At 57.8% G+C, this 26,762-nt stretch carries 26 protein-coding genes; 18 read left to right on the top strand and 8 right to left on the bottom strand.

Annotated elements, in window-relative coordinates:
* The first annotated feature begins 533 nt into the window (after positions 1 to 533).
* Positions 534 to 818, top strand: coding sequence for a hypothetical protein (locus G3O06_RS01655; protein ID WP_205814694.1), 285 nt, complete (start codon positions 534 to 536; stop codon positions 816 to 818).
* Here G3O06_RS01655 and G3O06_RS01650 read toward each other — a convergent pair.
* The 4 genes from G3O06_RS01650 to G3O06_RS01635 form a co-directional block, all read right to left on the bottom strand.
* Positions 781 to 1,023 (bottom strand): hypothetical protein, encoded by a 243-nt coding sequence (locus tag G3O06_RS01650; RefSeq protein ID WP_205814693.1) that lies wholly within the window; start codon positions 1,021 to 1,023, stop codon positions 781 to 783. The genes G3O06_RS01655 and G3O06_RS01650 overlap by 38 nt on opposite strands.
* A gap of 120 nt (positions 1,024 to 1,143) precedes the next feature.
* Positions 1,144 to 2,184, bottom strand: coding sequence for a ParB/RepB/Spo0J family partition protein (locus tag G3O06_RS01645; protein WP_205814692.1), 1,041 nt, complete (start codon positions 2,182 to 2,184; stop codon positions 1,144 to 1,146).
* Entirely contained in the window at positions 2,177 to 2,968 is a 792-nt protein-coding gene (locus G3O06_RS01640; protein WP_241019447.1) for a ParA family protein, read from the bottom strand. Before G3O06_RS01640 ends, G3O06_RS01645 begins: the two co-directional genes overlap by 8 nt.
* Before the next feature lie 1,279 nt (positions 2,969 to 4,247).
* The gene (locus G3O06_RS01635) at positions 4,248 to 5,654 is read right to left on the bottom strand and encodes a replication initiation protein (RefSeq protein WP_241019446.1); all 1,407 of its coding nucleotides are present in this window, start codon (positions 5,652 to 5,654) and stop codon (positions 4,248 to 4,250) included.
* 995 nt (positions 5,655 to 6,649) lie between these two features.
* Between G3O06_RS01635 and G3O06_RS01630 the strand changes: the two genes are divergently transcribed.
* Positions 6,650 to 6,853 carry a hypothetical protein gene (locus G3O06_RS01630; RefSeq protein WP_205814691.1) on the top strand — a complete coding sequence of 68 codons (204 nt, stop codon included), beginning with the start codon at positions 6,650 to 6,652 and terminating at the stop codon, positions 6,851 to 6,853.
* Positions 6,854 to 6,989: 136 nt separating this feature from the next.
* Positions 6,990 to 7,568, top strand: a complete 579-nt coding sequence (locus tag G3O06_RS01625) for a DUF882 domain-containing protein (protein WP_205814690.1) — start codon at positions 6,990 to 6,992, stop codon at positions 7,566 to 7,568.
* Between the two features lie 11 nt (positions 7,569 to 7,579).
* Here G3O06_RS01625 and G3O06_RS01620 read toward each other — a convergent pair whose 3' ends face one another.
* The gene (locus tag G3O06_RS01620) at positions 7,580 to 8,482 is read right to left on the bottom strand and encodes a PD-(D/E)XK nuclease-like domain-containing protein (RefSeq protein ID WP_205814689.1); all 903 of its coding nucleotides are present in this window, start codon (positions 8,480 to 8,482) and stop codon (positions 7,580 to 7,582) included.
* 124 nt (positions 8,483 to 8,606) lie between these two features.
* On the opposite strand from G3O06_RS01620, the gene G3O06_RS01615 reads away from it, so the two are divergent.
* The 6 genes from G3O06_RS01615 to G3O06_RS01590 all read left to right on the top strand — a co-directional run bounded on the left by G3O06_RS01615 (position 8,607) and on the right by G3O06_RS01590 (position 14,021).
* A complete protein-coding gene (locus tag G3O06_RS01615) occupies positions 8,607 to 9,008 on the top strand; it encodes a hypothetical protein (RefSeq protein ID WP_205814688.1) in 402 nt (133 codons plus the stop codon).
* A gap of 112 nt (positions 9,009 to 9,120) precedes the next feature.
* Complete coding sequence (locus tag G3O06_RS01610; RefSeq protein ID WP_241019445.1) at positions 9,121 to 9,759, top strand: hypothetical protein; 639 nt, start codon at positions 9,121 to 9,123, stop codon at positions 9,757 to 9,759.
* A gap of 65 nt (positions 9,760 to 9,824) precedes the next feature.
* Positions 9,825 to 11,093 carry a hypothetical protein gene (locus G3O06_RS01605; protein WP_205814686.1) on the top strand — a complete coding sequence of 423 codons (1,269 nt, stop codon included), beginning with the start codon at positions 9,825 to 9,827 and terminating at the stop codon, positions 11,091 to 11,093.
* Between the two features lie 300 nt (positions 11,094 to 11,393).
* Positions 11,394 to 12,005, top strand: a complete 612-nt coding sequence (locus G3O06_RS01600; protein WP_205814685.1) for a hypothetical protein — start codon at positions 11,394 to 11,396, stop codon at positions 12,003 to 12,005.
* The gene (locus tag G3O06_RS01595; RefSeq protein ID WP_205814684.1) at positions 12,002 to 12,691 is read left to right on the top strand and encodes a polymer-forming cytoskeletal protein; all 690 of its coding nucleotides are present in this window, start codon (positions 12,002 to 12,004) and stop codon (positions 12,689 to 12,691) included. The genes G3O06_RS01600 and G3O06_RS01595 overlap by 4 nt, the downstream gene beginning before the upstream one ends.
* Before the next feature lie 139 nt (positions 12,692 to 12,830).
* Positions 12,831 to 14,021 (top strand): hypothetical protein, encoded by a 1,191-nt coding sequence (locus G3O06_RS01590; RefSeq protein ID WP_241019444.1) that lies wholly within the window; start codon positions 12,831 to 12,833, stop codon positions 14,019 to 14,021.
* 56 nt (positions 14,022 to 14,077) lie between these two features.
* Here G3O06_RS01590 and G3O06_RS01585 read toward each other — a convergent pair whose 3' ends face one another.
* From G3O06_RS01585 to G3O06_RS01575, 3 genes are read right to left on the bottom strand one after another with little or no spacing between them, the layout of a single operon-like run.
* A complete protein-coding gene (locus G3O06_RS01585) occupies positions 14,078 to 14,476 on the bottom strand; it encodes a hypothetical protein (protein ID WP_025647481.1) in 399 nt (132 codons plus the stop codon).
* Positions 14,477 to 14,518: 42 nt separating this feature from the next.
* Positions 14,519 to 16,360: an ATP-dependent helicase gene (locus G3O06_RS49915; RefSeq protein ID WP_205814683.1), complete on the bottom strand. Its 1,842-nt coding sequence runs from the start codon at positions 16,358 to 16,360 to the stop codon at positions 14,519 to 14,521.
* A 3-nt stretch (positions 16,361 to 16,363) separates the two neighbouring features.
* Positions 16,364 to 17,107, bottom strand: coding sequence for a hypothetical protein (locus G3O06_RS01575; protein ID WP_205814682.1), 744 nt, complete (start codon positions 17,105 to 17,107; stop codon positions 16,364 to 16,366).
* 676 nt (positions 17,108 to 17,783) lie between these two features.
* Here G3O06_RS01575 and G3O06_RS01570 point away from each other — a divergent pair.
* The 9 genes from G3O06_RS01570 to G3O06_RS01530 all read left to right on the top strand — a co-directional run bounded on the left by G3O06_RS01570 (position 17,784) and on the right by G3O06_RS01530 (position 26,714).
* Positions 17,784 to 18,047 (top strand): hypothetical protein, encoded by a 264-nt coding sequence (locus G3O06_RS01570; protein WP_205814681.1) that lies wholly within the window; start codon positions 17,784 to 17,786, stop codon positions 18,045 to 18,047.
* Positions 18,044 to 18,667: a hypothetical protein gene (locus G3O06_RS01565; protein ID WP_205814680.1), complete on the top strand. Its 624-nt coding sequence runs from the start codon at positions 18,044 to 18,046 to the stop codon at positions 18,665 to 18,667. The genes G3O06_RS01570 and G3O06_RS01565 overlap by 4 nt, the downstream gene beginning before the upstream one ends.
* A gap of 58 nt (positions 18,668 to 18,725) precedes the next feature.
* Complete coding sequence (locus G3O06_RS01560; RefSeq protein ID WP_205814679.1) at positions 18,726 to 19,841, top strand: AAA family ATPase; 1,116 nt, start codon at positions 18,726 to 18,728, stop codon at positions 19,839 to 19,841.
* Positions 19,842 to 19,843: 2 nt separating this feature from the next.
* Positions 19,844 to 20,449, top strand: coding sequence for a hypothetical protein (locus G3O06_RS01555; protein WP_205814678.1), 606 nt, complete (start codon positions 19,844 to 19,846; stop codon positions 20,447 to 20,449).
* A 10-nt stretch (positions 20,450 to 20,459) separates the two neighbouring features.
* Positions 20,460 to 21,488 (top strand): hypothetical protein, encoded by a 1,029-nt coding sequence (locus G3O06_RS01550; RefSeq protein WP_205814677.1) that lies wholly within the window; start codon positions 20,460 to 20,462, stop codon positions 21,486 to 21,488.
* A gap of 16 nt (positions 21,489 to 21,504) precedes the next feature.
* The gene (gene ssb / locus G3O06_RS01545) at positions 21,505 to 21,978 is read left to right on the top strand and encodes a single-stranded DNA-binding protein (protein WP_025584639.1); all 474 of its coding nucleotides are present in this window, start codon (positions 21,505 to 21,507) and stop codon (positions 21,976 to 21,978) included.
* Between the two features lie 112 nt (positions 21,979 to 22,090).
* Entirely contained in the window at positions 22,091 to 22,318 is a 228-nt protein-coding gene (locus tag G3O06_RS01540) for a hypothetical protein (RefSeq protein WP_205814676.1), read from the top strand.
* Positions 22,319 to 22,719: 401 nt separating this feature from the next.
* Positions 22,720 to 25,560 carry a ribonucleoside-diphosphate reductase subunit alpha gene (locus G3O06_RS01535; protein ID WP_205814675.1) on the top strand — a complete coding sequence of 947 codons (2,841 nt, stop codon included), beginning with the start codon at positions 22,720 to 22,722 and terminating at the stop codon, positions 25,558 to 25,560.
* Between the two features lie 80 nt (positions 25,561 to 25,640).
* Positions 25,641 to 26,714, top strand: coding sequence for a ribonucleotide-diphosphate reductase subunit beta (locus tag G3O06_RS01530; protein WP_205814674.1), 1,074 nt, complete (start codon positions 25,641 to 25,643; stop codon positions 26,712 to 26,714).
* Positions 26,715 to 26,762: the final 48 nt, after the last annotated feature.

Genomic DNA, 26,762 nt, shown 5'->3' with positions numbered 1-26,762 from the left:
CGTTGTCGTGGTAGTTGATCTAGATTCGCCGGTGTCGGGGAGCAATTTAGATTCCTGTCAGGAACTAATTTGTTGACTTTCCAGCAAAGCTGAAAAACAATACGCACATTGTCGTACCGAGCAGCTGGAACTCGCACCCTTTCGAGCCCTTCCTAGAACGCAGATCCTCTCGGGGAGATCTTGGGAAAAGCATCAAGGCCTTTCCCAAGATTTTCTCCAAGCCCTCCGGGGTTTGCGCGCTTCCTCCGTTGCAAGCTGGATTCGGGACACGGTGCGTGCCTGGTTTTCCCGCGAGATCCCTTGGATCTTGCTCGTCCCTTGGTGGACGGCTTGCTACTTCGGTAGCCTAGAAAGTCCCCCTCGGGATTTTCCTGTCTGACGTCGTCGTTTCTGGCGACTTGTCATCTGCAGTGCCACGGCTACGGCTGTATCTCGATTTGATCGGGATACCGCTCAGGCGTGTTTTCAACCCATGCGGGGACTCGATTCCCTCGTGGGGAACGACGTCTTCGCAAGCTCCTATGGAGATTGTCATGACGAACGTCGTTATGTCGGAACGTGCCCTGCGTCGCCAAGCTATTTCGGAAGCCCACAGTCACCTCCTCGAGGTGGCTGGCAAGTATCCGGAAAAGCTGCTCGAGAACTTCCGCCGGTATCCGTCGCTCGTCGGCGATCTCTCGTGCCTCGAAGAGGTGGTGGAGATTCTGGTGGAAAAGGGTCTTGCAAAAGAGCTGACAACGCTCTGCGACGCGCCTGGAATCGGGCGTTATGCGAGCAGCGTCATCGCTCGTCTGGTTCTGATGCCGGCTCAGCCGTAATCAGTTCCCCTTCTGCTATCCGCGCAAGAAGCTCCGCATCTGCGGAGTCTTCCTGCGCGGCCAGCAGGTGGTAGTGCTCGGCGGTACGCTTAATCGCACGGTTGTAGTCGTCGACCGACGTCGGCGACAGATGGCTACCAGTGAGCACCTTGAAGAATCGAGCTTCATTCAAGGTTAGCCTCAACTTCTTTCCTAGCTGTAGCATTCCCCCTGCCCTCCTCCAACTCGACTCACACTAGCCCCCGCCTGGGGTACGCACGCCCATATCTGCCATAAGGTGGACATGTGCCCCCTCCGCGTCATCTACTTCCCGAGGCAGACCGATTCAAGCGCTCTGATCACCTTCTGCCGGGCTGGCAGTAATGATCTCCCGGACAACGGCCTCTAGGCGCGTGGCAAGCACTTGCTGCTGCTCATCCGACAGTCCGGTCAACTTGAGCTCCGTGCGGCCGTCACGGAACCGCTTCAACTGCCCAATCTCCTTCCCTTCCGCACTCGAAAACTGGACTCGCGCACTATAGTGTGATTTCGTGCGCGGCGTCGTGTCGCCTGCGTCTGCTCGCTGATTCATTTCCTGAAGACGTTTAACCGTCAGCTCGCCGGCCAGTAGCCTTTCGAGAACGTGCTCGGCGTCCTGCAATCCCTTCCGCTCATAGATCAGCTTCAGGTTATACGCATGGGCGAGACCAATCTCGGGGCACTCGGCCATTCTCCGCAGCAGGTTCTCAGGAAGGGATGTGAGTTGCAGCGTCTTGGAAATCTGAGCTTTGCTGAGATCGAGGCTCGCCGCCAAAGCCTCTTGGTCCGCGAAGATGCCCTCCTGAATCAATCGGGTCCAGGCGACTGCATCGTCGAACGGAGTTTGGGCAGTACGATCCTTGTTGATGCGGTTTGCGATCAGGTAAAGATCCTGATCGGACAGATCTTGCAGGATTTCGGCGGCGATGTACTCCTCGCCGAGGCTCTTCTTCGCCCGAAAGCGATACTCACCGTCGACAATGACATACTTGTCCGGAACGCGGTGATTACGCGTCACCTTGATCGTTTCATACTGACCGTCTCGTTTCAGTTTCACCGCGAGCGCGTCAATTTCTTCGGGGCTATAGAACGTCCGAGGATTGAACGGGTTCGACACCAACTCCGCGAGGGGCAACTGGATACGCGGGTTGACCGATGCAGTATTACCGCGTCCTCCGTAAGGTGCGATCTCTGCTGTCAGCGCCGGCGCGGGAAAGCCATTCGGAGCGGTTGGCAGGCGCAGGGCGTCCAGCCGTGCATCGACCTCGCCCTTCTCACTTCCTAACCCTTTTCGGAGCGCACTGCCCAGGCGGTTTCGAGTTTGTTGATTACGAGCTTTGTCATTCATTCTCGGAATTCTCCATCAATCCCATAATTCCCAACATTTCCAATGCTACAGACATGATTTCGTCCCGGGCCTGTTTGGTCGAGCGCTGCCCCTTGACGGTAAAGACCGTGGTCCCAGTCCCAATCGCAGTCTTATAGACTTCTCTCAGGGCGATCGTGCTCTTCAAGATCGGATAAGGGTTACCCTCAGACATTATCTCGCTGATCTCGGAATATGCGATCGTCTTCGTATTAACTCGATTGAAAACAATTCCGCATTTCGTGGAATCCGGGCCGACGAGCCGGCGCACCAACTGAAGCATTCCTTGTGTACTCCAAGCATCGACGACCGACGCGTCCATCGGGACCAGGACAAAATCCGCGATTCCAACAACAGTTTCGGTATTGTGGTTATCTACGCTCGGCGGGCAATCGACTAACACTAAGTCGTAATCCGAGGCAAAACGCTGGATCTCCCGTCCGAGCCCTTTGCCAGCCGCCGCGAGATTTGCAACTGCGAAAGGATACCGGGTCTCCCCTGCCCCCGACGCACGAGTCGCAGTGTTTTGAGAATCGGTATCTACAACAAGTATTCTCGAGTCCGGACTTTCGTGGGAGAAGGCACCAGCGAGGTTCAGGGTGATCGTGGTCTTACCACTCCCGCCCTTTTGGTTCGCAACCGCAAAAATTTTTCCCATTCTTTTGCCCCAATGTTGGTTAGGAGCACAGTAGCTGGCCGAGCTTATGGAATCAAGAAGCGTCAGGCTCTTTTTCGAAAAATGACGCTTAGACACAACGGGTTTCAACGTTGAAACCTGCGGGCATCGCAGAGCAACCTCCACGCCACCCAACTGTTCGACGGTGCCTGGGTGGCATCCCGTCCCGCTTCTACCAGAACGGCGCGCAGCAATAACGACATCGGGCGCGAGTCACCTACCCCATCTAGAAAGCACGCCGCGATCAGGATGCCTTTTTGTACAGAGTGCGAAGTTGTCAAATTGAATCTGGATGCCCGTAAACTAAAAGTGATGCCACGAAACACTGGGCAACTTGGGAGCACATTGAACCATCGGAAGCCATCGGCGGCTGCACGGTGCGGGGCGTCTCGATGTCTACGTCCAACCTCACGCGCAGATCAATCCAGCTATTGCGGAGTGGCATTTCACCAGGAGAGATTGCCTGACTGCGATTTCAACGTTGAAATGAGGAAGGCGCAAGCTCGACGTACGTCTGATGCCATGTGAGCTCGGCCGAGAAAGCCCACGTCCCGTCTGGGGTTGAGTTGGTTTCAACGTTGAAACCGCGAAGGCGCACGCGGCGTGATTGGTCGTTCGTCTCTATGGATGCGAAAAAAGATGCGGGTCGTCTAGTCGCCGCCGGTTTCAACGTTGAAACCAACAGCCTGCGCAGCGCAACCTTAGGGTAAAGGAGATTGAGCTAGATGCGTGGTCGGAAGACCGGCACAGCCCTGCGGGGGATGGGGATGTTCTGTGCGCTTCTTCTTGTTCAAAGGGAGTCACATTGAGTTCGATTTGCTCGACGCCACTTGTGAATGTTGCGACTGGCAAAAAAGCGGTGCACCGCGTCGTCGTAAATGGTCTGTCTATGGGCGAAGATTGGGCAGAAATTATTGGATTGTGGTCAATTCGAAAAAACTTATGGCGTTCGGTCTTTGGATGCCTAGGACATTCGATTCCGGAACCGAAACTTTCTATCGGCCACGCGCCAGATGGGGTGCGGACATTTGGTCGTCTTGCATGATATGCATAGCAAGCGTCGACTAGGTCGGGTTAATAATAAGTTGATTTCATGGTCTTTGATTGTTTTTCGGTTGTACTTACTGATGATCTAGAGGTGGGCCATTTATCGGCCGTTACTGGCCAATATGAGGCCTACAAAGGATTGTGAAGGATCAAACCGATGCTTTATCCATCTCTGCAGTAGTTGGTGTGGCCGGAATATGACCAGAATTGGCCAATAACTGGCCGGCGCCTAATTTCAATTCTAGGCATCAGACTGGGGGAGGGCGAGTCGCCCGGTAGCAGGGATGCTAGTTAGGCGGCGCAGGGGGCTGCAAGAGTCGGGTCACGCTACCGCTTTGGGGAAGTGGAAGGCATACACGTCCGCGTCAGAGGGTTCGCCCCAGAGACGAAGATTCAGATAGCGAATAAATGCAGTTTTTGAAAGCTTCGCCTTTTTTGCGGGGTCGTAGCGCAGCTGCTCGTGGGGCGCACTCGAGTTGTAGTCGTGTAGGACGTTGGCTTGTTCATCGAGCGCCATTGCAAGAAACGAGGCCTCCGCCAGAGGATCGCGGCTTCGCATGAAGCTTTCGCGAAGGGACGCATCGGTCAACAGCGGGGCTGCCGGTTCAGTCGGGGCGGCAGCCGGCGTGAGAGAAACCGGCTTCGCATACCCTTTTTCCAGGCTGCAGATGAAGAAGGATGCACGATTCTTAAGCGGCTCCTTGTTGGTGGCGGCGTCGCGGAGAACGGTATGGTTCAGCGCTGCGCGAATGTCTGACGGTGTGTATTCGTTGATGATCTGGGCAGCTCGGTTCGGGGTTACTCCGATTCGAAGCACGTCCTCGAGGAGGGCCGTCACGGATGGGACGCTAATCAACTCATCGGGATCGCTCTCGACGGCTGGCCGGGCGCCGTTCTTCCGCCGAACCTCGAACTGAATTTGCTCGACAACCCGTCCGTTCTTGTACTCCTTCAGGGTCACTTCAATGTCAGAGAGATCGTTCACTTCCGCGATCGCTCGCTTGAGAATTTTCGATTTGAAGAACTTGTACTGCTGGTAGATCGATTCCGCCTCAACGATGCCGACGACGGCGTGGCGGAAGTCTTCCCAGGCCCAGCGACTCGTAAGTCCAGTCCGCTCGTAACGTTTGCACCATTCGTAGAGCGGCGCAGTGCCCATCGAACGGAATCGCTGGGAGATGGCGAGGTCGATGCGTTGCCAAATCTCTGGATTTAGGAGGACCTCTCGAAGCTTCGGGCTGAAAGAGAATTCATAAGCTCGCTGATCGACCAGGTGGGTCACATCGGCGAGAAGGGTAGAGGCCGAGAGTCGTCTGTCTTGTGGATTGACTGTCGCGTCCCAGATCACATGGGCCTTCATCAGGCTGATGAGCTCGCCCATGATGTACCGACGATTACTCGAATCGTTATACCCGATGATCGGCTCAAGCTGAGACAACTGAACGACCCAACTCTGAAGGGCTGGATTGCGCTGCGCGAAGTAGACGCACGCGTTGAACAAGCGACGCTGCAGTACGGACAACGGCTTTTCGGGAAAGACGAAGATCGCCTCCTTAGCCTTGCGCATCGTGACTGGCGTGCCGCGCTTCTCTGCAGGAATGCTCGTCTTGCTAGTTGTGACTGCCAGTTGCCTATTTGAACTTGTACTGATGTCGCTCATTTCCTGCCGATCCCAATACCGAGTAGCGCCCAGAGCGGGCACGAAACCCTTCGTCAATACGAAGTCCATGCGATGCGCATGGGACGCTGTTTTACGAGTACCGTTACGCTTCGATGGCAACGGTAACTTCCTGACTGGAAGCAAAAAATATACGGACGGCAAGACGGAGGGAAGAGGGAAAGGAACGCCCATTCGGGGGACTATTCGTAAGTCAAGGCGAATTTGACCCGTTCGCCGCTACCACGGTGGAACGAAAAGCTTCTGACGGAAGGCCCTTCTTGAATCCATAAAATTGGTTACCAGTTGGGTCTGAGGACACCCGGCTAAACCCCGCCCCGACAGATTGGTAACCGCTTTTACGGATGCCGACGCCTGATTTGACAGGCTCTCGACCCGCAGACGGCAATCGCGGTATAAACGGTTACCTTTGCCAGCAAGCTTCTTCTTGCTGAGAACTCAATTAGTTCTCTTCCGTCCGAGAGGATTTCGTTGCAAATTTTCCACACCTTGACCGCTTGGAACGTGCCACACGCAGCAAGAACGCAGTCCGGCGGTAAATCCAGTTACCTGACGCCCATGCAGCAGCATGCTCAACATCTGTGCAACGTTTGTCCGCAGGTAACCGCTTTTACATGACGTGCCGTAATTTCGGGTACCGTGTTCTCGCAAAGATGGCAACCTGGAGCCAACGAGGTGCCGTGTGAATGGCACCCTTTCCTGTATGACTGGTTACCCTTCCTCCCGATAACGCTTGTCGCACAACGGACCCGGGCACGCTAAACACATAAACAATGACTGTAATATTTAAAAGAATGTATACAAACGCGCCGCCACGCCTGTAGAACCGGCTACCTATCGTCCGACCTTGTGGACAATTCCTGCCAAGAAGCTGTTCTTCGTTGCCATCGCACGGACCCTTCGATACCATGAGGGCTCACACTGAGACGAAGATTCTTGTTTCAACTGACCAGCTGGGGATCCAGCCCATCCGGGAAACCGGCTTACCGACCTACGGGGCATCTCACCCCCGGGGTTGAGCTGCTCCGCAATACTTTGGAGCAGATATGAAAACGTTGTTTGAATGGGCTGTCGGCCTGTTCGTGCTGTTCTGCTTCTTCGCGGGTTTTTTTGACCTGGGCGAGACGCCAAAGCAGAAGCGTGTGCGAGAACAAGCAGAGTGGAACGCCGCGGAGGAAGATCGCCGCAACTCCGAAGCTGATGCCGCGTACTACGCTGAGCAAAACGGGCATGATCATCACCACGTGTAAGAAGGGGAGGGGCTTAGGCTTCTCCCCTTTTCTTTTGGGGCTCCCATGCACCAACTGCGGCCGCGGTTGGAAAGCTGCCCTCGATGGGCTTCGTTTCGCGCTGGATGGTATCTGAAAGTCCAGAAAAAATGCGGGGATGGAAAATCTCCTCATCCCGTCTCCGATCGAATGCTTGCCCCGCCGGCGGTTCCTTCAGAGCACTGCTCTGTTGACCGCAGCCGCATGGGCTCCGGAGATCTTTGCGCAACAGAGTGTCGACTACTGGTCACGGCCACGGACGCTCTGGCTGAAGAGAAAGGAGACCGGCGAAGAGGTTCGGACGGTGTATTGGGCGGACGGTCAATTGGTCGTTGACGCTTACGTGCAGTGTTGCACGTTGCTGCGGGATGTCCGGGCGGGCTCTGTCGTTCAGATGAACCCGACGCTCCTGGACATTCTCTGCGGTGTGTATGGGTGGTTCGCGCAGGCCGGGATGGAAAGGCCGATCGTCGTAACGTCTGGATATCGAACGAACGCCACGAACAGCACGACGGAGGGGGCCGCTCGAAACTCCATGCATCTTGTCGGTCGAGCAGCCGATATACGTGTTCCTGACGTTCCTACCGACTATCTGGCGAGGCTCGGTATGTATTTGCGTGGAGGTGGCGTGGGGTACTACGCCACCAAGCATTTTGTGCACGTCGACAGCGGTCGGCTTCGGACATGGGCAGGCTAGTAGCTCACGGCTCAGTCGCCGAGAATGTGGTGGTTCGATTTGTACTCGTGCCACCGATCGATCTCGAGCACATATTCCCCCGCGTATCCCGGCCACGAGTCGTGCTCGCGCGCGTGCTTGAGCCGATTCAACGCATCCTCAAACTTCTGCGCCCCGTTGTCGAGCAGAGAATCACCCGCGGTGTACGTCATGACGCTATAGGGCGCATCCTTTTCGACGGGCACGAAAATGAACGGACGCTCGTCGCCGGTAAAGTACTGCACCCCCGTCTGGTAAATGAACGCAGACATATCGTAGTGGTAGTTCTGTACGGCCGAGCTGAACGAGCGGGGGAGCACGTCCAGAGTCGACTTCAGATCGAAGATGAATTCCGGGTGCAGACAGTCGACCTTGACCCGGCATTTGACGCCAGTGACTCTCTCGACAAAGTAGATTGCTTTCTCCGGCTCACCCTCATCGAACCAATCCCCGAGCGCACGCCCGCGAAACCGATGCGAGCGGACAGCATTCCGCATGGCCAGAAGTGCGTCGTACTTGTCTTGGCCAATGACGGTGTGATTCGGATGGTCTGCGACGAACTTTTTGCACTCGCGATAGCGCCGGTTGAACTCGCCGTCGAAGGGGAGGACAAGGTCCTCGAAGCGCCACGGTTCGAACACGGCCATGTGAGCCAGCCTGCCAAACTCAAGCGCGGCCGTATCCTTTCCTGCGCCCTGAACAGCCGCAAGAAAATGCTGCGGCGTCTTCAGAATCGATTTGAGTTGCGTCGACGAGACGTGCTCGGTATCTCCGTGATACTCATCGTCGGTTACCGACATGGTGTAGCTGTCCGGATCGCAGCCGAACGTGATTTTCTTCTGTCCGCTCCAGATGGTCTGGCCGACTTGATGCTGGATCTGCGCGCGTGCGTTCATTCGATACCTCTCCTGTTTGAATACAGCGTACAGGCGAGCGTCGAGGTTTCAAGGGGCCTCGTGAGTCAGTTGTCCCATCGCGAGAGGACTAGATATCGGAAGGTGATCGCGTATCGTCGATCCCATGAAACGAGTGAACTCTCTATCCCGGCCAGGCGCCGCGGATCTACAACGATTCGTCGAGCAGACGTTCAGGCAGTTCGGGAAAACCCACTTCGCGCAGCCAACCGACGTCTGCCAGGAAGTGCGATCCCTCTACAACAACGTGGGCAATCCTCCGTTACTTCGTGCTCGGGCACTCGCAACGCTCTTGTCTGCAACGGACAGATATCCGGAACTCTTGACGCTGAAAGACGAGAAGGGCTGCGTGGTGACATCGCAGACGGTTGGATTCACCGAATTTTGTAGGGAGTTTCCGCGTCTGGATCAAGCGGAGGTTGCTGTGATCTTTCGTACAGTGGGGCTTGTTCGCGATGTTCCGAACGCGCTCGAACATACCAACAATTCATTCTTTCTGGGAATCTGACATGACCGAACACGTAACTGGAACGCATAGCGGAGCTCTGTTTGGTGTGCCGATCCTCTTGCCGAGGAATTGCCGATGCGAGACGGAGTCGATTCGCGGACAGTATCTTTTCATGTCCGAAGTCACGCGGATCCTACGGGCCGCAACGCCCTACCGTGTTCGCACATTGGATCGTCTGATTCCCCTTACCGGTGCAACGGTGATCTCGCCGGAGACCATGAAGGAATTCGAGCGCGAGATGGTGTCGCTCGCCATGCACAACCGTACCGCAAGCATTGAACAATATGTCCACGCGATTGCACCAGGCGAGGTCTGGCCCGAGGTCGTCATGGCGATCGGCGTGGTAGCGCGAGAGACGAGCGGAAGCTCGCGATTCAGCCTCCCGGCGCCGGACGTTTGGCAATCAGTTGTGCTGAAGCTGCAGGGTTACCTGGGTTTCCATATGACCGAACTCGGTGGCGCTGTTATCGGCCAGGCCAAGTGGATCGACGCGGCAATCGATGACGCGCGCCGAATGTTGATCAGCACGGGTACTCGAACAATCGCCGACGAGAGCGAAATCGACGGTGTCACGATCACGACTGTCGATCAAGCCTACCGCGTCCATCTCCACAACGGATCCAGTGTCAGTGTGATCGATGTGCCGGCGCGGAATGGTGGAGATGTCGGTGGGGAGATTGCGCGACTGGACGAAAGCATTCGCTTCCTGACGGGAAAATCGGCGGTGTGGGGTCACGAAACCCGCCACTGAACGAAAGGGCTAGAAACTGGATCGCAATCTGATGAAATGACCTCCACTGACTTACGGAGGAAGCAATGGTTACCGGACTCGAATTCGACACCCCTATTCTCGGCACGGTTCGCATGGGCGATGTTCGCCCTGGCGAGGCCGGGGCAGCAGACGAACTCCTGCATTTCGATTACTTCGAGGTGCATACCCGGCGAAAGGAACTCGACGGAACATGGGTCAAGCATGCTCTTCACGAGAAGCTGCTCAAAATGCAGAAGGAGACCAGACAGGCCGACGGCGAAAACCAAGATCCGAATCTGCTGCGTGAGATCCCGATCCTGCTGCCGTACAACAACCCGGATCTGCTTCTCACGCAACAATTCGAGGCCCGCCGTCTTTCGGACGGCAAGCGGGTCTGTGTTGGCGATGGCAAGAGAGCGATTCGGATTGTCGACGCGAATCGGACCGGCGAAGCTGAGTGCCCGGGCTGCGACCGATGCCCGTTCGGCAACAGCCGGGATGTGCTTTGCCAGCGCAGGACCACGTTCAAATTTCGTATCGACGGTCAAGGTGACCAGTTCTCGGTCTTTGTCCTGCATTCGGCCGGCAAAAACACTGGACAGACGCTGGTCGCCAAGCTTCACGCGATGCATGGTGCGTTCGGCGGAAAACTCGTCGGTATTCCGATGTCTCTGAAGATGCGGAACACTGCATCGGTGGACTCGGCCCAAGGTCCGGTTTTCTACGCCGACTTGGTGCTACGCGGCGTGTGCCCCATCGAGGCGGTCAAGATGGCCAAGGAGCACGAAAAGGAGCAACTGGAGGCCGGCTTCGATCAAGAGGGACTCGAGGCTGCCATGCTCGAGCTGAAGAAGCACTCGCAGTTTGCCCCGCCGGAGGAATTTGGCCAGGTTCGAGACTTCTACGCAAGGGATGCCCGACGTTCTTCGCAGGAAGCTAGCGCTCAACATTTCGAGGGCGCCGCCGTTAACTCCTGTGAAAAGTTGTCGGATGGGCAGGCGGCGGCCGGCGTACTCGAAACTGACGTTGCAACGACGCGCTGGTCGGCTGTGGGGCCTGCTGCCGGAGCTCGCGAGCGGATGCGTGCAGCCGCATTGGCGGGCGGACAGGAAGGCGAAGCGGCGCCGACGCAGACTCAGGATCCGCCTGTAGAGGTAAAGGTATCCGAAGACCGCCCGAAGACTCTTCAGCTCGTCGAAACGGCAGTCAAGAGCATCGGGGCCGCGGCGATCATTCAGAGGCCGGCGAGCGCAGCGATTCCGCGAGTCGTAGCCACCGCCCTGTCCGGTATCCCGGAAATGCCGCGTGCGAATGCGGCGCCTGCAGCGTTTTGATGGATCAAAAGGAAAACTATGGCCTTTGAAGAACTTGATTCGCGGGTGATCGGGTCGAGGATTTCGATTCGACTCGATGGCCTTTCGCCTGGTGTGTCTCCGCGAACTCCTGCCACGCCCACCCCTCCGAGGCCAGCCGCGGCTCCGGTTCAGCCAGTTCAGCCGAAGGCGGATGCGCCGGACGTCGCCCGAGCTCCGCGCGCGGTGAGTCCCCGACCGGCTCCGGAAGCTGTCGTTCGATCTGCGCCGAGTTCGCCTGAACCTGTCGCAGCACCGAAAGGCAAGTGGCGAGCGCTTTTCGTGATGAAGCCGCTGGATGCCGAGCGGATGCGAACCGCCTGGGCAGTCGTGGCCGTGGTATTCGTGGTGATGGTCGGCGGGGATTTCTGGTTACATGGAGGCGGGAAGCTCATCGAAGACTTCCTTCCGACCGTCCATGTGCCGTTGAAATCCGGCCAGAACGCGGTGACGACGGTCACACCGCCCCAGCGAGCGGCTCCGGCGACGGAAACCACAGGGCAGCCGAAGGTGCAGCCTGCCGCTACCGCTTCGACGCCCGTTGCTCAAGCAAGTGCTCCCGTCACGCCGCAACCGCAAGTTCAGCCGGCCGCCGCGGCCCCGCAAGTAGTCCAGCCGGCAACGGTTACGTCGGTGGAGGTGAAGTCTGCACCCGTTAAGACGGTGACGGTCAATCCAGTGCCGGCGAACGTAATGGCGTCGGCCACTCCGGTTCTGCCAATTCCGCCGGCGCCGCCGCTGCCCGTTCATCGTCGAGGTCATCCGGTCCCGGAGGTTCGGCGGCATGCAGAGCGTGAGGTCAGTCAGCAGCCTTCAGAACAGAATTCCCCCATCTTGGTGGGTGGCCAGTCCAGTAACAAAGCGACCGATTCGAAAGGGAGTGACACCAAATGAGTGATGCAACGAGCAATGATCAGCAGGTCGATATCGTTCAGTACGTCCTGAGTATCGACCCCACGCTTGAACGCGTGACAACTATTTTCCCGGCTGGAGCGACGATCGAATCGGACGGATCGCTACGCCTCAAGGAGGGCGGCCGTATCGGCGGCGTGATCAAGGGCAACGTCTACAGCGAAAGCGGCACGCTCGTGATCGATCAGGACGCGATCATCGAGGGCAGCGTGTTCGCGAAGGGGCGGTGCCTCATATTCGGCCAGGTTGGGATGCCCAATCGCAAGGCGGTGATCCGTTGCGAGATGGCAGACGGTCTCTTGGTGAGCCACATCGCCCAGTTACACGCAGACATCCAGCACAACGGCATTTCGTCCACGAACGTGAGCGGCCAGATTCAGCGTATCGCGGAAGCAGACACGCTGGCGGTGCAGCCGGCTCCGCAGCCGTCGACCGCGACGTGGCAGCCACCCGGCCAGCAGCCTCAGCGCGATCAGGTACCGCAGCAGCCCCCGGTATCAGGGGCACCTCTGGCATTGCCCAACAACCCGTCGCCGGTCGCGAACTTCAACAATCACGTCCCGTTACGGATCGTCATGCCTGTCGAAAACGAGCAGGGATCGGCGCAGCAAACCCACGGTCACCAAGACGGCTATGCGGCCGGGAACGGTGTGCGATACACCAACTGACCTGGTATTCCGGTTTGCGCATTGAAGCCGCGGCGATGTCTTGTAAGACCGTCGCGGCATTTTCTTTCTGGAGCAAGGTGGGATGGTGGATCACGTTCAAAGGTATGCAGGGGAGTGGCACAGACGCCTCGAGGATCTCTTGAAGAACACGGCCGTGATGTACGGATGTACGTTTCTTCTCGGCGTTGCGGTCTGTGCGATTAGTTGGCGCAGCGGCGCTGCTCCGCTACTGGCCGCGCTCCTCCCCGTTTTCATGGTCATGTGTCGTTCTCGGATGCAGGCATGGCTGCTCGGAATCGGGTATGGCCTGGATATCGGAATCATGGGGTTTGGTGGCGCCGGACAGTTCTTCGGCGGGTCCTGGCTCTTGGGAATTGCAGCCGGATCTGCGTACGGCCTTGCCTTCAGCGCGACTGTTGCGGCGCTGTACCCAAAGAACACGCAGAGCCCAAAGAAGAAGGGCATCGCAATTCTGGCGTGGACGGTCCTGTGGGCATACCCTCCGGTCGGAGCATTTCTCCCTGGCACGCTGATCGCAACGTGGGGATTTTGGTTTCCAGGAACGAAGTGGCTCGGCCTCGGTCTTGGCCTCGGTTTGACGATGTTGCTCGGTGCCTACGCGCACACCACGCGAGGACGGTTCGCGGTGGCCGCTGCGGTGGTGCTGTCACTCGTCCTATCGCCCCTGCAGGAGAGGCAGCATTCGCGGGTCGGGGACTGGTTGGCCGTGTCGACTACGTGGGGAGTGCAAACGCCGGAGACTGTTCCCGATACGCTGGTCAAAATGAATCGTGCGATCCACGAGTCTTCAAAGACGGGGGCCAAGGTTATCGTGTTCCCCGAGAGCATCATCGGCACTTACGATTCGTCCGAGCAGGGCGCCATCGACATCATGATTTCGCAGGAAGCCGAGAGGGACAAGGTATCAGTAATATTCGGCTCGAACGAGCTCACGGATGCCGGGATGGCTAACCAAGCACGGGAGTACGAATATTGGCCGGGCGGTGTGCATCAGTCAATCTTCGAGGCACGCCAAACGGTTCCCGTTGCCGAGTGGAATCCGCTGTCGAAGTACCACTACCCGGCTAACTGGTTTGCGCGCGGCGTGGTGCCAATTGACGGTAGGAGCGCGCTCTTCCTGTTCTGTTACGAGGAATTCCTGCCTTGGGAGGTGCTGTATTCGATCGGCCGCGAGAAGCCGGATATGATCGTCGGCTTGTCCAATCTGTGGTGGACGAAGGGTACGGGAGAGCCCGTATTGCAACACCGGTACGCGGAAGGTTTCGCGCGGCTCTTCAATCTGCCGCTGCTGATAGCGATGAACCAGTAGGCCATTGGCAAGGCGAAGTCCGTAGATGCGGGGACCTCGCCGTATAGAGAAGCGGCTTAACGGCCGCTTCGGATGTCGTCCTTGATGTACTGCGCAACGACCTTTGCGGTAATTCGGCGCTTGATCTTTGCCGGGAGGGTCCAGCGGTAGAAGAGTGCATGACCGAAGACACTCAGCGCGAAGAAGCCGACGAAATAGCGGAACAGCAGCGCCTTCACATCGTCGACGCTGCCCTGATTGAGAATTTCACGGGCATGCTGCAGATCCGATGCTGCGACCCAGAACGCGACGACCGGGACGAGCACAACGGCATATACGAGACCCTTCCACGCGAGCACGCAAGCGTCGTAAATCCACGCCGTATCGGCCCACTTGTCTTCGGAATAGACTTCCGCCTTTTCCTGCTGGTAGAGGCGCTTGTAGTCGTCAACAGTTGGTAGCGCGATGCGGTTCATCGGGGAGTTTTCTCTTGGATGAGCGTCTATACGGGGAAGGCGTTACGCCGGGTAGACGGTCGCAGGGTTGGAAACCAAGCCAGCCTCAGCGATATAGAGGGTATCGTTGGTCGGCGTGTGAAGGATGAAAAGACGATTCTTCGCTCGAGTCATGGCGACATAAAATAGCCGACGCTCGTCGACCTCGGTGCTGCCCTCGCCAAGTGATGGAACGATGTCCTTGTCGGCGCCGACGATCGCAGTGTTACCGAACTCGAGGCCTTTGCAACTGTGCATGGTGAACAGGCCGACCGATGCGGGATCGTCCTTGCCCTTGGGCTTCTGCACGCTTTGGACACGCGAGACAAGTGAACCGTTGCGGCGCTTCAGAATGTCACCCGCTTTGCTGAGGTGTCTGGCCACGCGATCGCGGAAGTTGCCAGCACGCAGCCCCATCGTCAAATAAGTCGCCGCGGAATCGATCGCTTGGTTGACAGCCCGCATCGGCGTCGTCGTGCCCGGAATTTTTCGGAACAGAGCATCCTGACGCCACGTGACGAGTAACTGTTGGAGCGCGCGCATATGCTCAGCGTCAATCTTGGCGATATCGCCGTAATCGTCGAAGTCCCGCTCGAAGAACGGCGCCATCGTTGCGCCTGGCATGCGCTTGTGAAGCTGGCTTAGTGCTTCCTCGCTTGTACCGACAAATGCCAGCGCGTGGTCGATGCCGCTGCGGTTCATCGTTTCAACCGAAATAAGCAGCTGCAGGTAGGTGTTGATGTAATCCTTGTCCCAGAACGACGCGCCGTTTCTCCTCGACCGGATGTTGAAGTCGTCCAATACGGCCTCAACGGAGTCGAGAAGGAAGTTGGTCCGGGCAAGAATAGCCCATTCGCCAGGACGGACTGCGAGCCGTCCACCAGGCTGCTCGTCGTCGGGCAGCACGGCTTCCATGATGTATGGAACGAGAAATTCCGTCTGGAGCGCGACCGAGTCGTGTTCTTTACCGTCTTCGCGGTTCGCGGCCGAAACGGCATAGACGTGCGTTGAGCCACCGGGCCCGCGCTTCGCCACGAGATCTTTTTCGACGCGCTGGCCGGCATTGTGACGGATCAATCGATCGGCAGGGGCAAGGATTTCCGAGTGGGAGCGATAGTTTTCGCCCAGTGGGATGATTTCGGCGCCAGTCTGCTCAACGAAATCGATCATGCCTTTGTAGCCGAGTGCGCGCCGCCAGGCATAGATGGACTGATCGTCATCTCCGACGATCGTGACCGGAATATCACGCTTGGCGTGCGCCATCATCCATACGAACTGGATTTCGTCGCTATCCTGAAATTCGTCGACGAGCAGGTGCGTGACGGGCAAAGGAGGCAACTCCCCATTGCTCATCTTCGTCGCGCAGTCACGCATAACGTCGTACAGATCCACGACGCGGTTGCGCTTGAGCATCTCGTTGTAGGCCAGGATGAACGGCGGAATCTCGCTCCCATCGGGCTCGATTGCGCACTTGTAGTTCTCGAAGAGCTTGAATGCTTCTTCGTTGTCAATTTCGGTATTCGTTGCCGAGATGGCCCGGCGCAGGAACGTCTTCTGCTCGGGCGGAGTGGCAATCTTCCCCAGCATCTTATGCCGGCGGAGATGGTCGATCGACAGCTTGTGGAATGTACCGAGATCGACGCGCTTGAGCACGTCCGGGCCGAACTCCTTCACCAGACGTTCGCGCATTTCGTTCGCGGTGTCGCTGGTGAAGGTGACGGCACCTACCCGGAACTTCCGATCGGCTTGCAGGATGACGCCGATCTTCGTGATGATCGTCTTGGTCTTTCCCGAACCTGGCCCGGCTACGGCAAGCATATTGCCGAAGCCATGGGCCACACGGTGTTGGGAAGGATTGAGGCTCACGGATTAAGCTGCCTGCGCGTGAGCTTCGTCGGACGCCGACGACTCGGTCGCAGCAGCGTCCTTCGTCGGCGCAGCCGGTTCGACTTGCGCAGCTGCTGCTTGAGCGGGCGCGGCGCCGGCCGTCGTGGAGCCGGTGCGGGTCTGCTCGTGCGCCTGCCACGCGTTGAACTTCTTGTACGTCTGGAACTTGACGTCACGAGCGAGGTTCGTGATGGAGCGGATGCGCTTGCGCACCTTGAGCTCTTCGCCGTGGCGATCGCGGGCCGAGACGAGGCCGTTCAGGTAGGCGGACCAGAGGAGCAGCATGTACTCGTCGGCGATGCGGAGCAGCTTGATGTAGTTCTTCGCGTGCGGCGAGACGTAAAACAGATCCTGCCGCAGGACGCTCGGGAACTCGGCCTTCGGGTCGACGGCGTTGGCCTGGAACAATTGCCAGAGTTGCTGCTTCAGGTTGTTGACGTAGGTGATCGATTCGCCGATCTTCTTGCGGAACAACTCGTCGACTTCGTCGCAGGTGGTCGTGTCGTATCGCGGCAGCGTGCGCGGCGCGTCGATCGCGAAGTGCAGGTTCTTGTTCAGGAGCGTGTAGTCACGCCGCACGAACGACTGGACGATGCTCGATCCGAATTCGACCGGCTCCTTTTCCAGCGCGCCGCGCATTTGGCGGCCGAAGGTCTCCCGGGCGAATTCCGCGACCTGCATGGTCACGGACGGGCGCAGGAGGTTGACGCTTTCCGCGGTGGTCATAATATTTCCTCATAGGAAGTGGGTCAGCGTAGGTTAATTCTCGGACTTTGCTGTAACAACGCTGAAACGTGATCTAAGAGGGCGGTCTTTCCACGCTGCGGGCGGGTGCTATTCGGGACGGCTGGTAGGGCCTGATGGCACAGGATAGTCAAAAGGTGGGCGCATTTCTTGTCAGGAATTTGCTTGCAATTTCCCGTAGGCCAGTACAGAATCGACTCCGCGCCGGTAGAGAATCGGTGCCCAGCAGCTGGAGCTGGTACTCATCTCGAGCCCCCTTGTTGCGGACTGACGACGGTCGGTTCCTGGCAGGAAACTGCCAAATCGCTTTGTAAAAGGGTCCTGCGGACCCGGGAGTGCCTCAAGCACTGCCAGAAGTACTCGCCCCCGGGGTGGTTCCCGGGGGCTTTCGAATAGGCGTTGATACGCTTTCTCATCTCCTCCATTGTCTATTCCAAAGCCAGTATTTCGCGCGACGTAGCTGTTAGACGTCGTTGAAATGCCCTCTGTCCGTTGTCGTGTCAGGGGGTGAGTCCGGGGTTCCCCGGCATAGCTGGTCTTCCAGCCAATCTGTCTCAGGCATCGCCTGGCGTAGCTTCGCGCTGCGTTTTCAACCCTTGCGGGAATCTCATTTCCGCAAAGGGGATGGGCTTCTCGCGTCTCTGTGATGGAGAAGCCTATGAACTGGACGGAAGTCTCTCGTCTGCAAGGCAATTCTCGTGTCGAGTCACGCGTCGAGGTCGACGACATCACCCGGGATCGGTTTTTCACGGTCTGGGAGCTGTCGAATCCCCGTGGATGTCTCATTTTCCACCGGGAGAAAAAAGACCACGGGCAGCATCACTACCTTAGCGTCAAGAAAGATAACCGTGGGATTACGGATATCGTTCAGGCGCTGAGAGAGGGTGCGGATCTGTTCACCGATAAGGAGAGCGGGTCATGAACTCGATCGAGATGGTGCCTGTCCAGGGTACGTTCTTCTTTATTCCCGAACATGAGCAGGTTGTCCGGGAAGCGAAGGCGGATCAGGCGGCACGCGAAAGAAAGGCCAGGCAGTCTGCCTACGCCCTAAGCAAGACGAAGGTTCGCTCGATCCCCGAAGGATTCGATGACCTGGATATGCCACTGCTTCGTGAGTCGTTTGCCGAGATTTTCGAGGTGAGCGAAAGCGAAGTGGCGGTTCCGGTCGTTGGTGTCGTCGGCGGAGATTGTGCAGGAGAGGAGTGGAGTGAAGAGGGGGTCGAGTGGCTCCACGCTTTGCTTCTCGAGCGTTCAATCGAGCTGCTGTCGATGCGCGGTAACCTGGAAGAGAAGCAAGACATCCTTGACTGGGTGTTGAAGCCGAACTTTATGGGATACCGTGACCAATTCCTTTCTGAAGCCAAGGAAGAGATCGTCGACGGTCAGAAAACCGAGGTCGTTGAGAAGCGTCGGATGCGGGTCAAGCTCTATCAGAGCGAGATCCCGTTCACCTTCGTCACCTGCTGCCGAGTCGCCGGCCTGAACCCTGATGAACTCAGGGAGCAGATCCGCGCGAGGAAGTCGCAGATTCTGAGTAGTTAAGCCCTGGGGGCTCCAGTCCCCGAGAGGGCTGGAGTCTCCAAATTTTCTGGAGAATTCCATGACGACCCAAGCAACTCAAGCTGCCGCGGCTCCGACGAAGTCCCGCAAAAAGGCTTCGCAGGAACCCGCGCCGGCCGCTGCTGCTGCGGCACCTGTTGAACAGCAGGCGAGCCCGCAATGGGTTCACTTCGATGGGTTCGCGTGCTTCGGCATCGAACGCATGCGTGGTGCAAAGATCCTCGGTCTGAGCGAACCTTCGGTGTTCACTCCGGCAAAGGATCCGACGTACAAGTGGCCGATCGACAACCTGCGCGATCTGCTTCACTTCTACATGGCGGGCGGCAACGCCTTCTGTGCAATGGGCCATCCCGGCACCGGCAAGACGATGGGCGTCCAGCAGTTTCACGCTTCCCTGAATCTTCCGCTGCTGAGTATGTCCGCCAATCCGCGAACCCAGGCCTATCACCTGATTGGCCGCCTCGTCCCGAACAAGGACGGCGGGGTTTCGTGGGTCGACGGGCCCGTGCTCATGGCGGCACGCCTCGGCATGTCGGTTCTCATCGACGAGTACAACGTCATCGATCCGGGCGAAATGACCGGGTTGAACCTCCTCTTGGAGGGACGGCCGTACCTCGTTCCCGAAACCGGCGAACTGGTTGTCCCGCGTCACGGGTTTCGCGTCTACGCGACCTGCAATCCGAAAGACGACAAGGGGCTGGTGCAAGGACGTCATACGCAGGACAACGCGAATGACGAGCGCTTCGAGTTCAGCTGGTTCGGGTATCTCCCGCAGGAGACCGAAGTCCAGTTGATCACGGAGATGATCGCACCGTATCAGCCGTCGTTGCCGGCCCATGTCCTCGCTGAAAAGTTCGTTTCCGTCGCGAATCAGGTCCGCAAGTTGTACGCGGGCGTGACCGACGATTCGGGCGCACTCGACAAGACGATATCGACGCGCGTTTTGCGTCGTTGGGTCTCGAAGGCGATGAGTGCTTCGACGCAGGGCAGCTTGGTCGAGTCGCCGATGCACTACGGGCTGGAGCGCGCGTGGTCGCTTTCCTGTTCGGATGAAGTCCGCGTTGCTGTGCATGAGCTCGTGACGCAGACGTTCGGCGGCGGTGACTACAAGTCCAGCAAGGACAACCTGCACACGATGCAACCCGCAGGTGCCTGACCATGATTCCCGTCCAGCTGTTTCGCAAGATCTCTGACGGGATCGACATCGCTGTACCGATGGCCACCGACAACACGACACGCATTTTCGTCGGCGTTACCGGTGGCCGACTGAAGGGCGAGGACGTGGCTTCGGCGACGTCGTCAGCGCTTCAGAGTCAGCTCGAGTCCATTGGGTTCGAGTTGATCGGTGAGCGATCGTTGAACGAGGGCTGTGTCGAACAGGATCAGGCCTCGGATCTGCTGGTGGTCGTCAACGGCTCGATCGATTCCACGTTCCGCGAGATGGTGGCGGAATACGTCGGGAGCGATCCCGACTGGAGTTTTGTCGAAACCTACGAAGGTGTCACCGTTGTAGGGACACGTGCAAACGCGCAAACCGTGATCGGAATTCTCGGCGCAGCGATGCGTCTGGGTATTCAGGTAGCGAAACCGGATAGCACGAATGATGATCTCGATGAAGTACCCATCCATCGTGGTGGGAAAGAGATGATGTCGTTCTTTGGACGCGATCTCCTGATGGGGGAGCACCACGGAACATCTGTCAAAGCTGGACTGATTACCACTCCAACGGTTTTTACGGTGGGGAGGTCATTGGTCAATTTCTAAAGAGGTAGATATGTCTCAGCAAGCTAGTACGGCACGGAAGCGGCAGACCATTTCCGAATCGCTGGTTGACTTACTGTTTGACTCGGTTGAACTCGTGTTCAAACTGGCTTACGTTGCGCTGCTCCGTACCACCCTTGGTGTTGCATGGTTGGCGCGTGCCGTCCTGCGGTATGCGAAGTCTTCCCGCAAAAAAGATGTATCGGAAGTGGGGGCGGAGGAAGTCGCATCGGTCAAGCCGGCAGAGACGTCGAACCCTCAAAAGGTGGAGACGGCGAAGTGCGTGTCCACCGTTGCGGTATCGAAACGGCCGGTCACGGCCGCTTTCACCCGGACGATCACGTTCGAGAGGGCGTTCGGGGCGGTCCTGTTTTGGTTCTACCCGGGCGGTAAGGTCAAGAGGCTGGTGAAGATCTATGACCGCACCCTTTCCGAGCGTCTCGGCTTCGAGCGCCGGGAACTGGAGGAGATCTCGTATTCGGGTATGTCCGAGATCGAGTCGATCCTCAAGGCTACCGTTGCACAGGTGAACAAGCTGTTGCGCGGGGAGCATGAGGTGAAGCTGCGAGTCGTTGCGTCGGGTTCTTCGGATCCTGTTGCTGCGTCGGGCCCGAAGTCGGAATCGAAAGACCAGGATTCCACGAAACGTAATGCCGTCGATTCTTCGGAAAATTCAGCAAAGCGTTCCAAGAAAGAGGATGGCGATGTTGCAATCATGCCGAGCTCGTTCAAGGAAGCCGTGGAAAAGAAGCAGAAACGTAGCCGTCCGTCCAAGGTGTACACGGGCCAAATTGTCGAGATCGGGGTCAAGCCTCGCAAGATCGACAACAAGGAGATCGAGCAGTACTGCGTGACTATCGAAGCTGATGAGTTGCACGGTAACGTGCTTCCGGTCTTTGGCACGGACCTTGAACGTGCGATCGCCGATTGTGGGGCGGAGGTTGGAAGTCGCGTCCGGATCGAACATCTCGGCCGTATCGAGTGGGAAGAACCGAACGGACGGAAGGCCTGGAAGAACGCCTACAACGTCGTGAAGCTTTGAAAGTAAAGGAAACCGTATGCGCAATACGAACGTCTGTTTTATTCACGGCCGGATCGGCAAGGACCCGGAAGTACGGTTCCTTCCGTCAGGTACGCCGGTAGCGAAGTTCTCGCTCTGTTCGAACGATGACTACTTCGACAAGAAGGCGGGCAGATGGGTGGAGGTCGCGGAGTGGCACGACTGCGTTGTGGTCGGCGACTTTGCTGAGAAGGTGGCTGAGAAGTACCAGAGGGGCGACGTTGTCAACATCACCTGCCGCGTAAAACCTCGTAACTACGAGAAGAACGGGCAGAAATTTAAGGTGGTGGAGATGTACGTTCAGTCCATGGAGCTGATTGCCAAGAAGGGCGAGTTGGTTCGCCAACAGTCCAACGGGCACGCAGGTTCGCGAGGTAACGGTCAGCAGCAAGGTGGCAACGAGCAATCCCGTGACGAAGGTCCGTCATATGCGGGTGGCTATGGCGATGAAGATGGTGGTCCCGCCTTTTGAAGGTTTGGTCGCTATCTGAATCGATTTGAAACTGAGTTTTTCCCGGAAGGGGGCACGTCCCCCAACCGGGGGACGTGTCCGCCTACGACAATTCAATTTGACGGAGATGGACATGAATACTCAACGTGTGAAGACGGGCGCTGAACTGGTCGAATTCATCAAGAACGAGCAGGTCATGCGCAATACGTTCGCGTGCGATGTGACGGTCAACGCCGACGGCAAGTCGATGGTGAAGAAGGTCGCGTTCGACGGTATCGGTCTGGTGGTGGAAAACGAGTCCCTCGATCCCGACCAGTTCGTTTCCACGAACAGCGTCTTCGTCGCCGCGGTGCTGGATTGACCGCATGTTCTGTGTGTGGTGCGTGTGCCGCACTCAAACCGAAGCCCGCTCGAAAGAGCGGACTTCCCCAAGCCGATCCAGTGGATCCGCTTCGGGAAGTAACCGGTTTTATTGAGCGATGTTCGCTCCCGAGCTGACGGATTTAGCCACGGTCACGTAGGTGACTATCGTTTTGAAGCATAACCTGCTTCGGGGATTTCGGTCCTTTTCTTTTGTTGTCGATCATCGAGGTCGACGTTCTTTAACCCGGCGGGGATTCACTTTCCCGTTGGGAAAGATTCCTGCCGAATTCTTGTCACCCACTTGATTCGGGATCCACTTAAGCGATCTCGATGCGAGGCCGTTTAACTGGGCCTCGCGCCTTCTCACCTGGGTAACAACTTTTACAGTAGGAGTATGAAATGAAACGCGAAGATCTGATTGGTGCACACATGGTCATCCGCCGTAACGGTGAGACCGTACCGTTCGACAGAGCGAAGATCGCAAACGCGATCGCCAAGGCATTCCTGTACGACGCACACGGCAATCTGTATCGCGCCGGTGTGTCGTCCCTGAGTGCCGCGCAGCGTGTGAAGGTCGAGGAATTGACCAACGCCGTCTGTGCTGCCCTGAATCGTCGTGGGGAGAGCGCTGCTTTCCGCATCGAGGACATTCAGGATCAGGTGGAACTCTCGCTCATGCGTAGCGGTGAGCATGAAGTCGCACGCGGGTATGTGCTTTACCGCGAAATGGCTGCGCAGAAGCGCACGCCGGCGCCGACGATGGGTCAGTACGATCACATCAAGTCGTATCGCCAGCGTGACGGTGCAGTGGTGCCGTTCGATGCAGTCTTCTGGATTGCGATCGTACAGTCCGTGGTGTTTGGGCTCGAGAGCGTGTCTGCAAAGGAGCTGTTCGACGAAGCAGTCCGGAACCTCTACAACGAGGCGAAGGAGACCGAGATCGAGAATGCGCTGGTTCTTTCAGCGCGTACGAAGATCGAGGTCGAGCCGCAACACGCGAAAGCGGCCGCTCGGCTCGTGCTTGCGTTCCAGCTTGGCCAAGACGTTTTCGGCAAGCCGGTGACGTTGGACGAGGTAGCGGCAGGCTACGGCGAGGCGTTCATCCGCGGTATCGAGGATGGCGTCGAAGCCGAGCTGCTGACCGAGGATATGTCCAAGGGGTTCGATCTCGGCCGTCTTGCTTCGGCAATCCGGCCGGAGCGCGATGGGCTTCTCGACTATCTCGGCATGCAAACGCTGTACGACCGCTATCTGCTGCACGTCAACGAGCGTCGCATTGAACTGCCGCAAGCGTTCCTGATGCGTGTGGCGATGGGTCTGGCCCGGGGCGAAATCGAGCGCGAAACGCGTGCGATTGAGTTCTACGAAGTGCTGTCTACGTTCGACTACATGTCGAGCACACCGACGCTCTTCAACACGGGCTCGCGCCGGTCGCAGCTGTCGAGCTGCTACCTGACGACCATATCGGACGATCTCGAAGGGATCTACGACGGTCTGAAGGAAAACGCTCTGCTATCGAAGTTCGCCGGCGGTCTGGGCAACGACTGGACGAACGTCCGAGCCATGGGCGCCTGGATCAAGGGTACCAATGGCAAGTCGCAGGGTGTCGTCCCGTTCCTCAAGGTGGTCAACGACACTGCTGTGGCCGTCAACCAGGGTGGGAAGCGCAAGGGTGCAGTCTGTGCCTATCTGGAATCGTGGCACCTCGATATCGAGGAGTTTCTGGATCTGCGCAAGAACACCGGGGACGATCGTCGCCGTACGCACGACATGAATACGGCGAACTGGATTCCCGACCTGTTCATGAAACGCGTGATGGAAGGCAGCGACTGGACGCTGTTCTCGCCGAACGACGTGCCGGACCTTCACGATCTGTATGGCGCAAAGTTCGAAGAGCGCTACGTGCAGTACGAGGCGCAGGCGGATGCCGGCGTTATCAAGCTGTACAAGCGACGTCCGGCCGTTGAACTGTGGCGAAAGATGCTCGGCATGCTGTTCGAAACCGGCCATCCGTGGATCACGTTCAAGGACCCGTGCAACATCCGTTCACCGCAGCAACATGTTGGCGTGGTGCATAGCTCCAACCTGTGCACCGAAATCACGCTGAACACGAGCGACGTGGAAATTGCCGTCTGCAACCTGGGCTCGGTCAACCTGGTCAACCACGTCAAGGATGGCCAGATCGATCACGAGAAATTGCGTCGTTCCGTCCGCATTGCGATGCGGATGCTCGACAACGTGATCGACATGAACTACTACGCGGTGGCGAAGGCTCGTGCGGCGAACCTGAAGCACCGTCCGGTGGGTCTGGGCCTGATGGGACACCAGGATGCGCTGTACATCCTCGGCATCCCGTTCGGCAGCGAAGCGGCGGTCGAGTTCTCAGACCGTTCGATGGAGGCTCTGGCGTATTACGCCTATGAGGCTTCGTCGGATCTGGCAGTGGAGCGCGGCGCCTACTCCAGTTTCAAGGGGTCGCTGTGGTCGAAGGGTGTCCTGCCGTTCGACTCGCTGAAGTTGTTGGCCGAAGCTCGTGGCGAGCAGTACCTCGAAGTCGATCAGAGCATCACGATGGACTGGGACGGCCTGCGGGAGAAGATCCTGAAGCAAGGTATGCGCAACTCCAACTGTATCGCGATCGCGCCGACGGCGACGATCTCGAACATCGTGGGGGTGTCGGCGTGTATCGAGCCGCAGTTTCAGAACCTGTACGTGAAGTCCAACCTGTCCGGGGAGTTCACTCTGGTCAACGAGTACCTGATTGCCGATCTGAAGAAGCTCGGCATCTGGGACGAGTTGATGCTGGCCGACCTGAAGTATTACGACGGGTCTGTTCAGCGCATCGACCGCATTCCGGAGGAGATCAAGGCGCGCTACGCAACGGCGTTCGAGATCGACCCGAAGTGGCTCGTGGAGGGAGCTGCCCGCCGGCAGAAGTGGATCGACCAAGCTCAGTCGCTGAACATCTACATCGCCGGCGCGTCGGGCAAGAAGCTGGACGAGGTCTACAAGCTGGCGTGGGTTCGCGGTCTGAAAACGACCTACTACCTGCGCACGATGGCGGCCACGTCCGTGGAAAAGTCGACCGTGGCATCGGGAACGCTCAACGCGGTTACCCCGTCGGCTCCGGCCGCTGTTGCTCCGCATGTCACCGCGGAACCGGCTCTGGAAGCGGACGGACCGGCTTGCACGATGCGTCCGGGCGATCCGGGCTTCGACGAGTGCGAGGCCTGCCAGTGAAAATTGCTGGTGGACTCGTGATGTCTTAATCGCAGGACGGCCTTCGGGCTGTCCTGCCTCTTCTCGTTTTGGAGTTTGAGATGGAAATATCTTCATCCTTCAGCGCGGTTGCTCACGCGCATGCAGGTGGCGCCACCGGTCGTGTCGATGCTGCTGACAAGAGGATCATCAACGGCAAGACCGATGTGAACCAGCTCGTACCGTTCAAGTACAAATGGGCCTGGGAAAAGTATCTGGCCGGTTGCGCGAACCACTGGATGCCGCAGGAGATCAACATGGCGCGGGACATTGCGCTGTGGAAAGACCCGAACGGCTTGACGGCCGACGAACGTCGGATCATCACCCGGAATCTGGGGTTCTTCACGACTGCCGACTCGCTGGCTGCGAACAACATTGTGCTCGGTACCTACCGGCACATTACCGCACCGGAATGTCGCCAGTTCCTGCTTCGGCAGGCGTTTGAGGAGGCCGTGCACACGCACGCCTACCAATACATCGTGGAGTCCCTTGGACTGGACGAAGGGGAGGTCTTCAATGCCTATCGAGAGGTTGCTTCGATCAAGGCAAAGGACGATTTCCTGATCCCGTTCATCGAGACCTTGACCGATCCGTCGTTCACGACGGGAACGGTCGAGAACGATCAGAAGCTGCTTTTGAGTTTGATCGTTTTCGCATGTCTGATGGAAGGCCTGTTCTTCTATGTCGGCTTTACGCAGATCCTGTCGTTGGGCCGGCAGAACAAGATGACGGGTGCGGCGGAGCAGTACCAGTACATCCTCCGGGATGAGTCGATGCACTGCAATTTTGGTATCGACCTGATCAATGCGATCAAGCTGGAGAATCCGCACCTGTGGACGGAATCGTTCAAGCAGAAGGTGGACGAGGTATTCAAGGAAGCTGTACGCCTCGAATATCAGTACGCGGAGGACACCATGCCTCGCGGCGTCCTCGGTCTGAATGCCGATCTGTTCAAAGGGTATCTGCGATTCATTGCCAACCGGCGAAAGACGCAGATCGGTCTCAACCCGGATTTCGAGGGCGAGACGAACCCGTTTCCGTGGATGAGCGAAATGCTCGATTTGCGGAAAGAGCGCAACTTCTTCGAGACTCGAGTGATCGAGTACCAGACGGGCGGCGCTCTCAGCTGGGATTGATGGTTGCGGTCGCTGGCGTTGCCAGCAGCAGTGACTACGTGCGGCACC

This window comes from Burkholderia sp. Ac-20345, assembly GCF_017104825.1.
GTDB lineage: Bacteria > Pseudomonadota > Gammaproteobacteria > Burkholderiales > Burkholderiaceae > Burkholderia > Burkholderia lata_B.
This window is presented reverse-complemented; position numbering and strand designations above follow the sequence as displayed.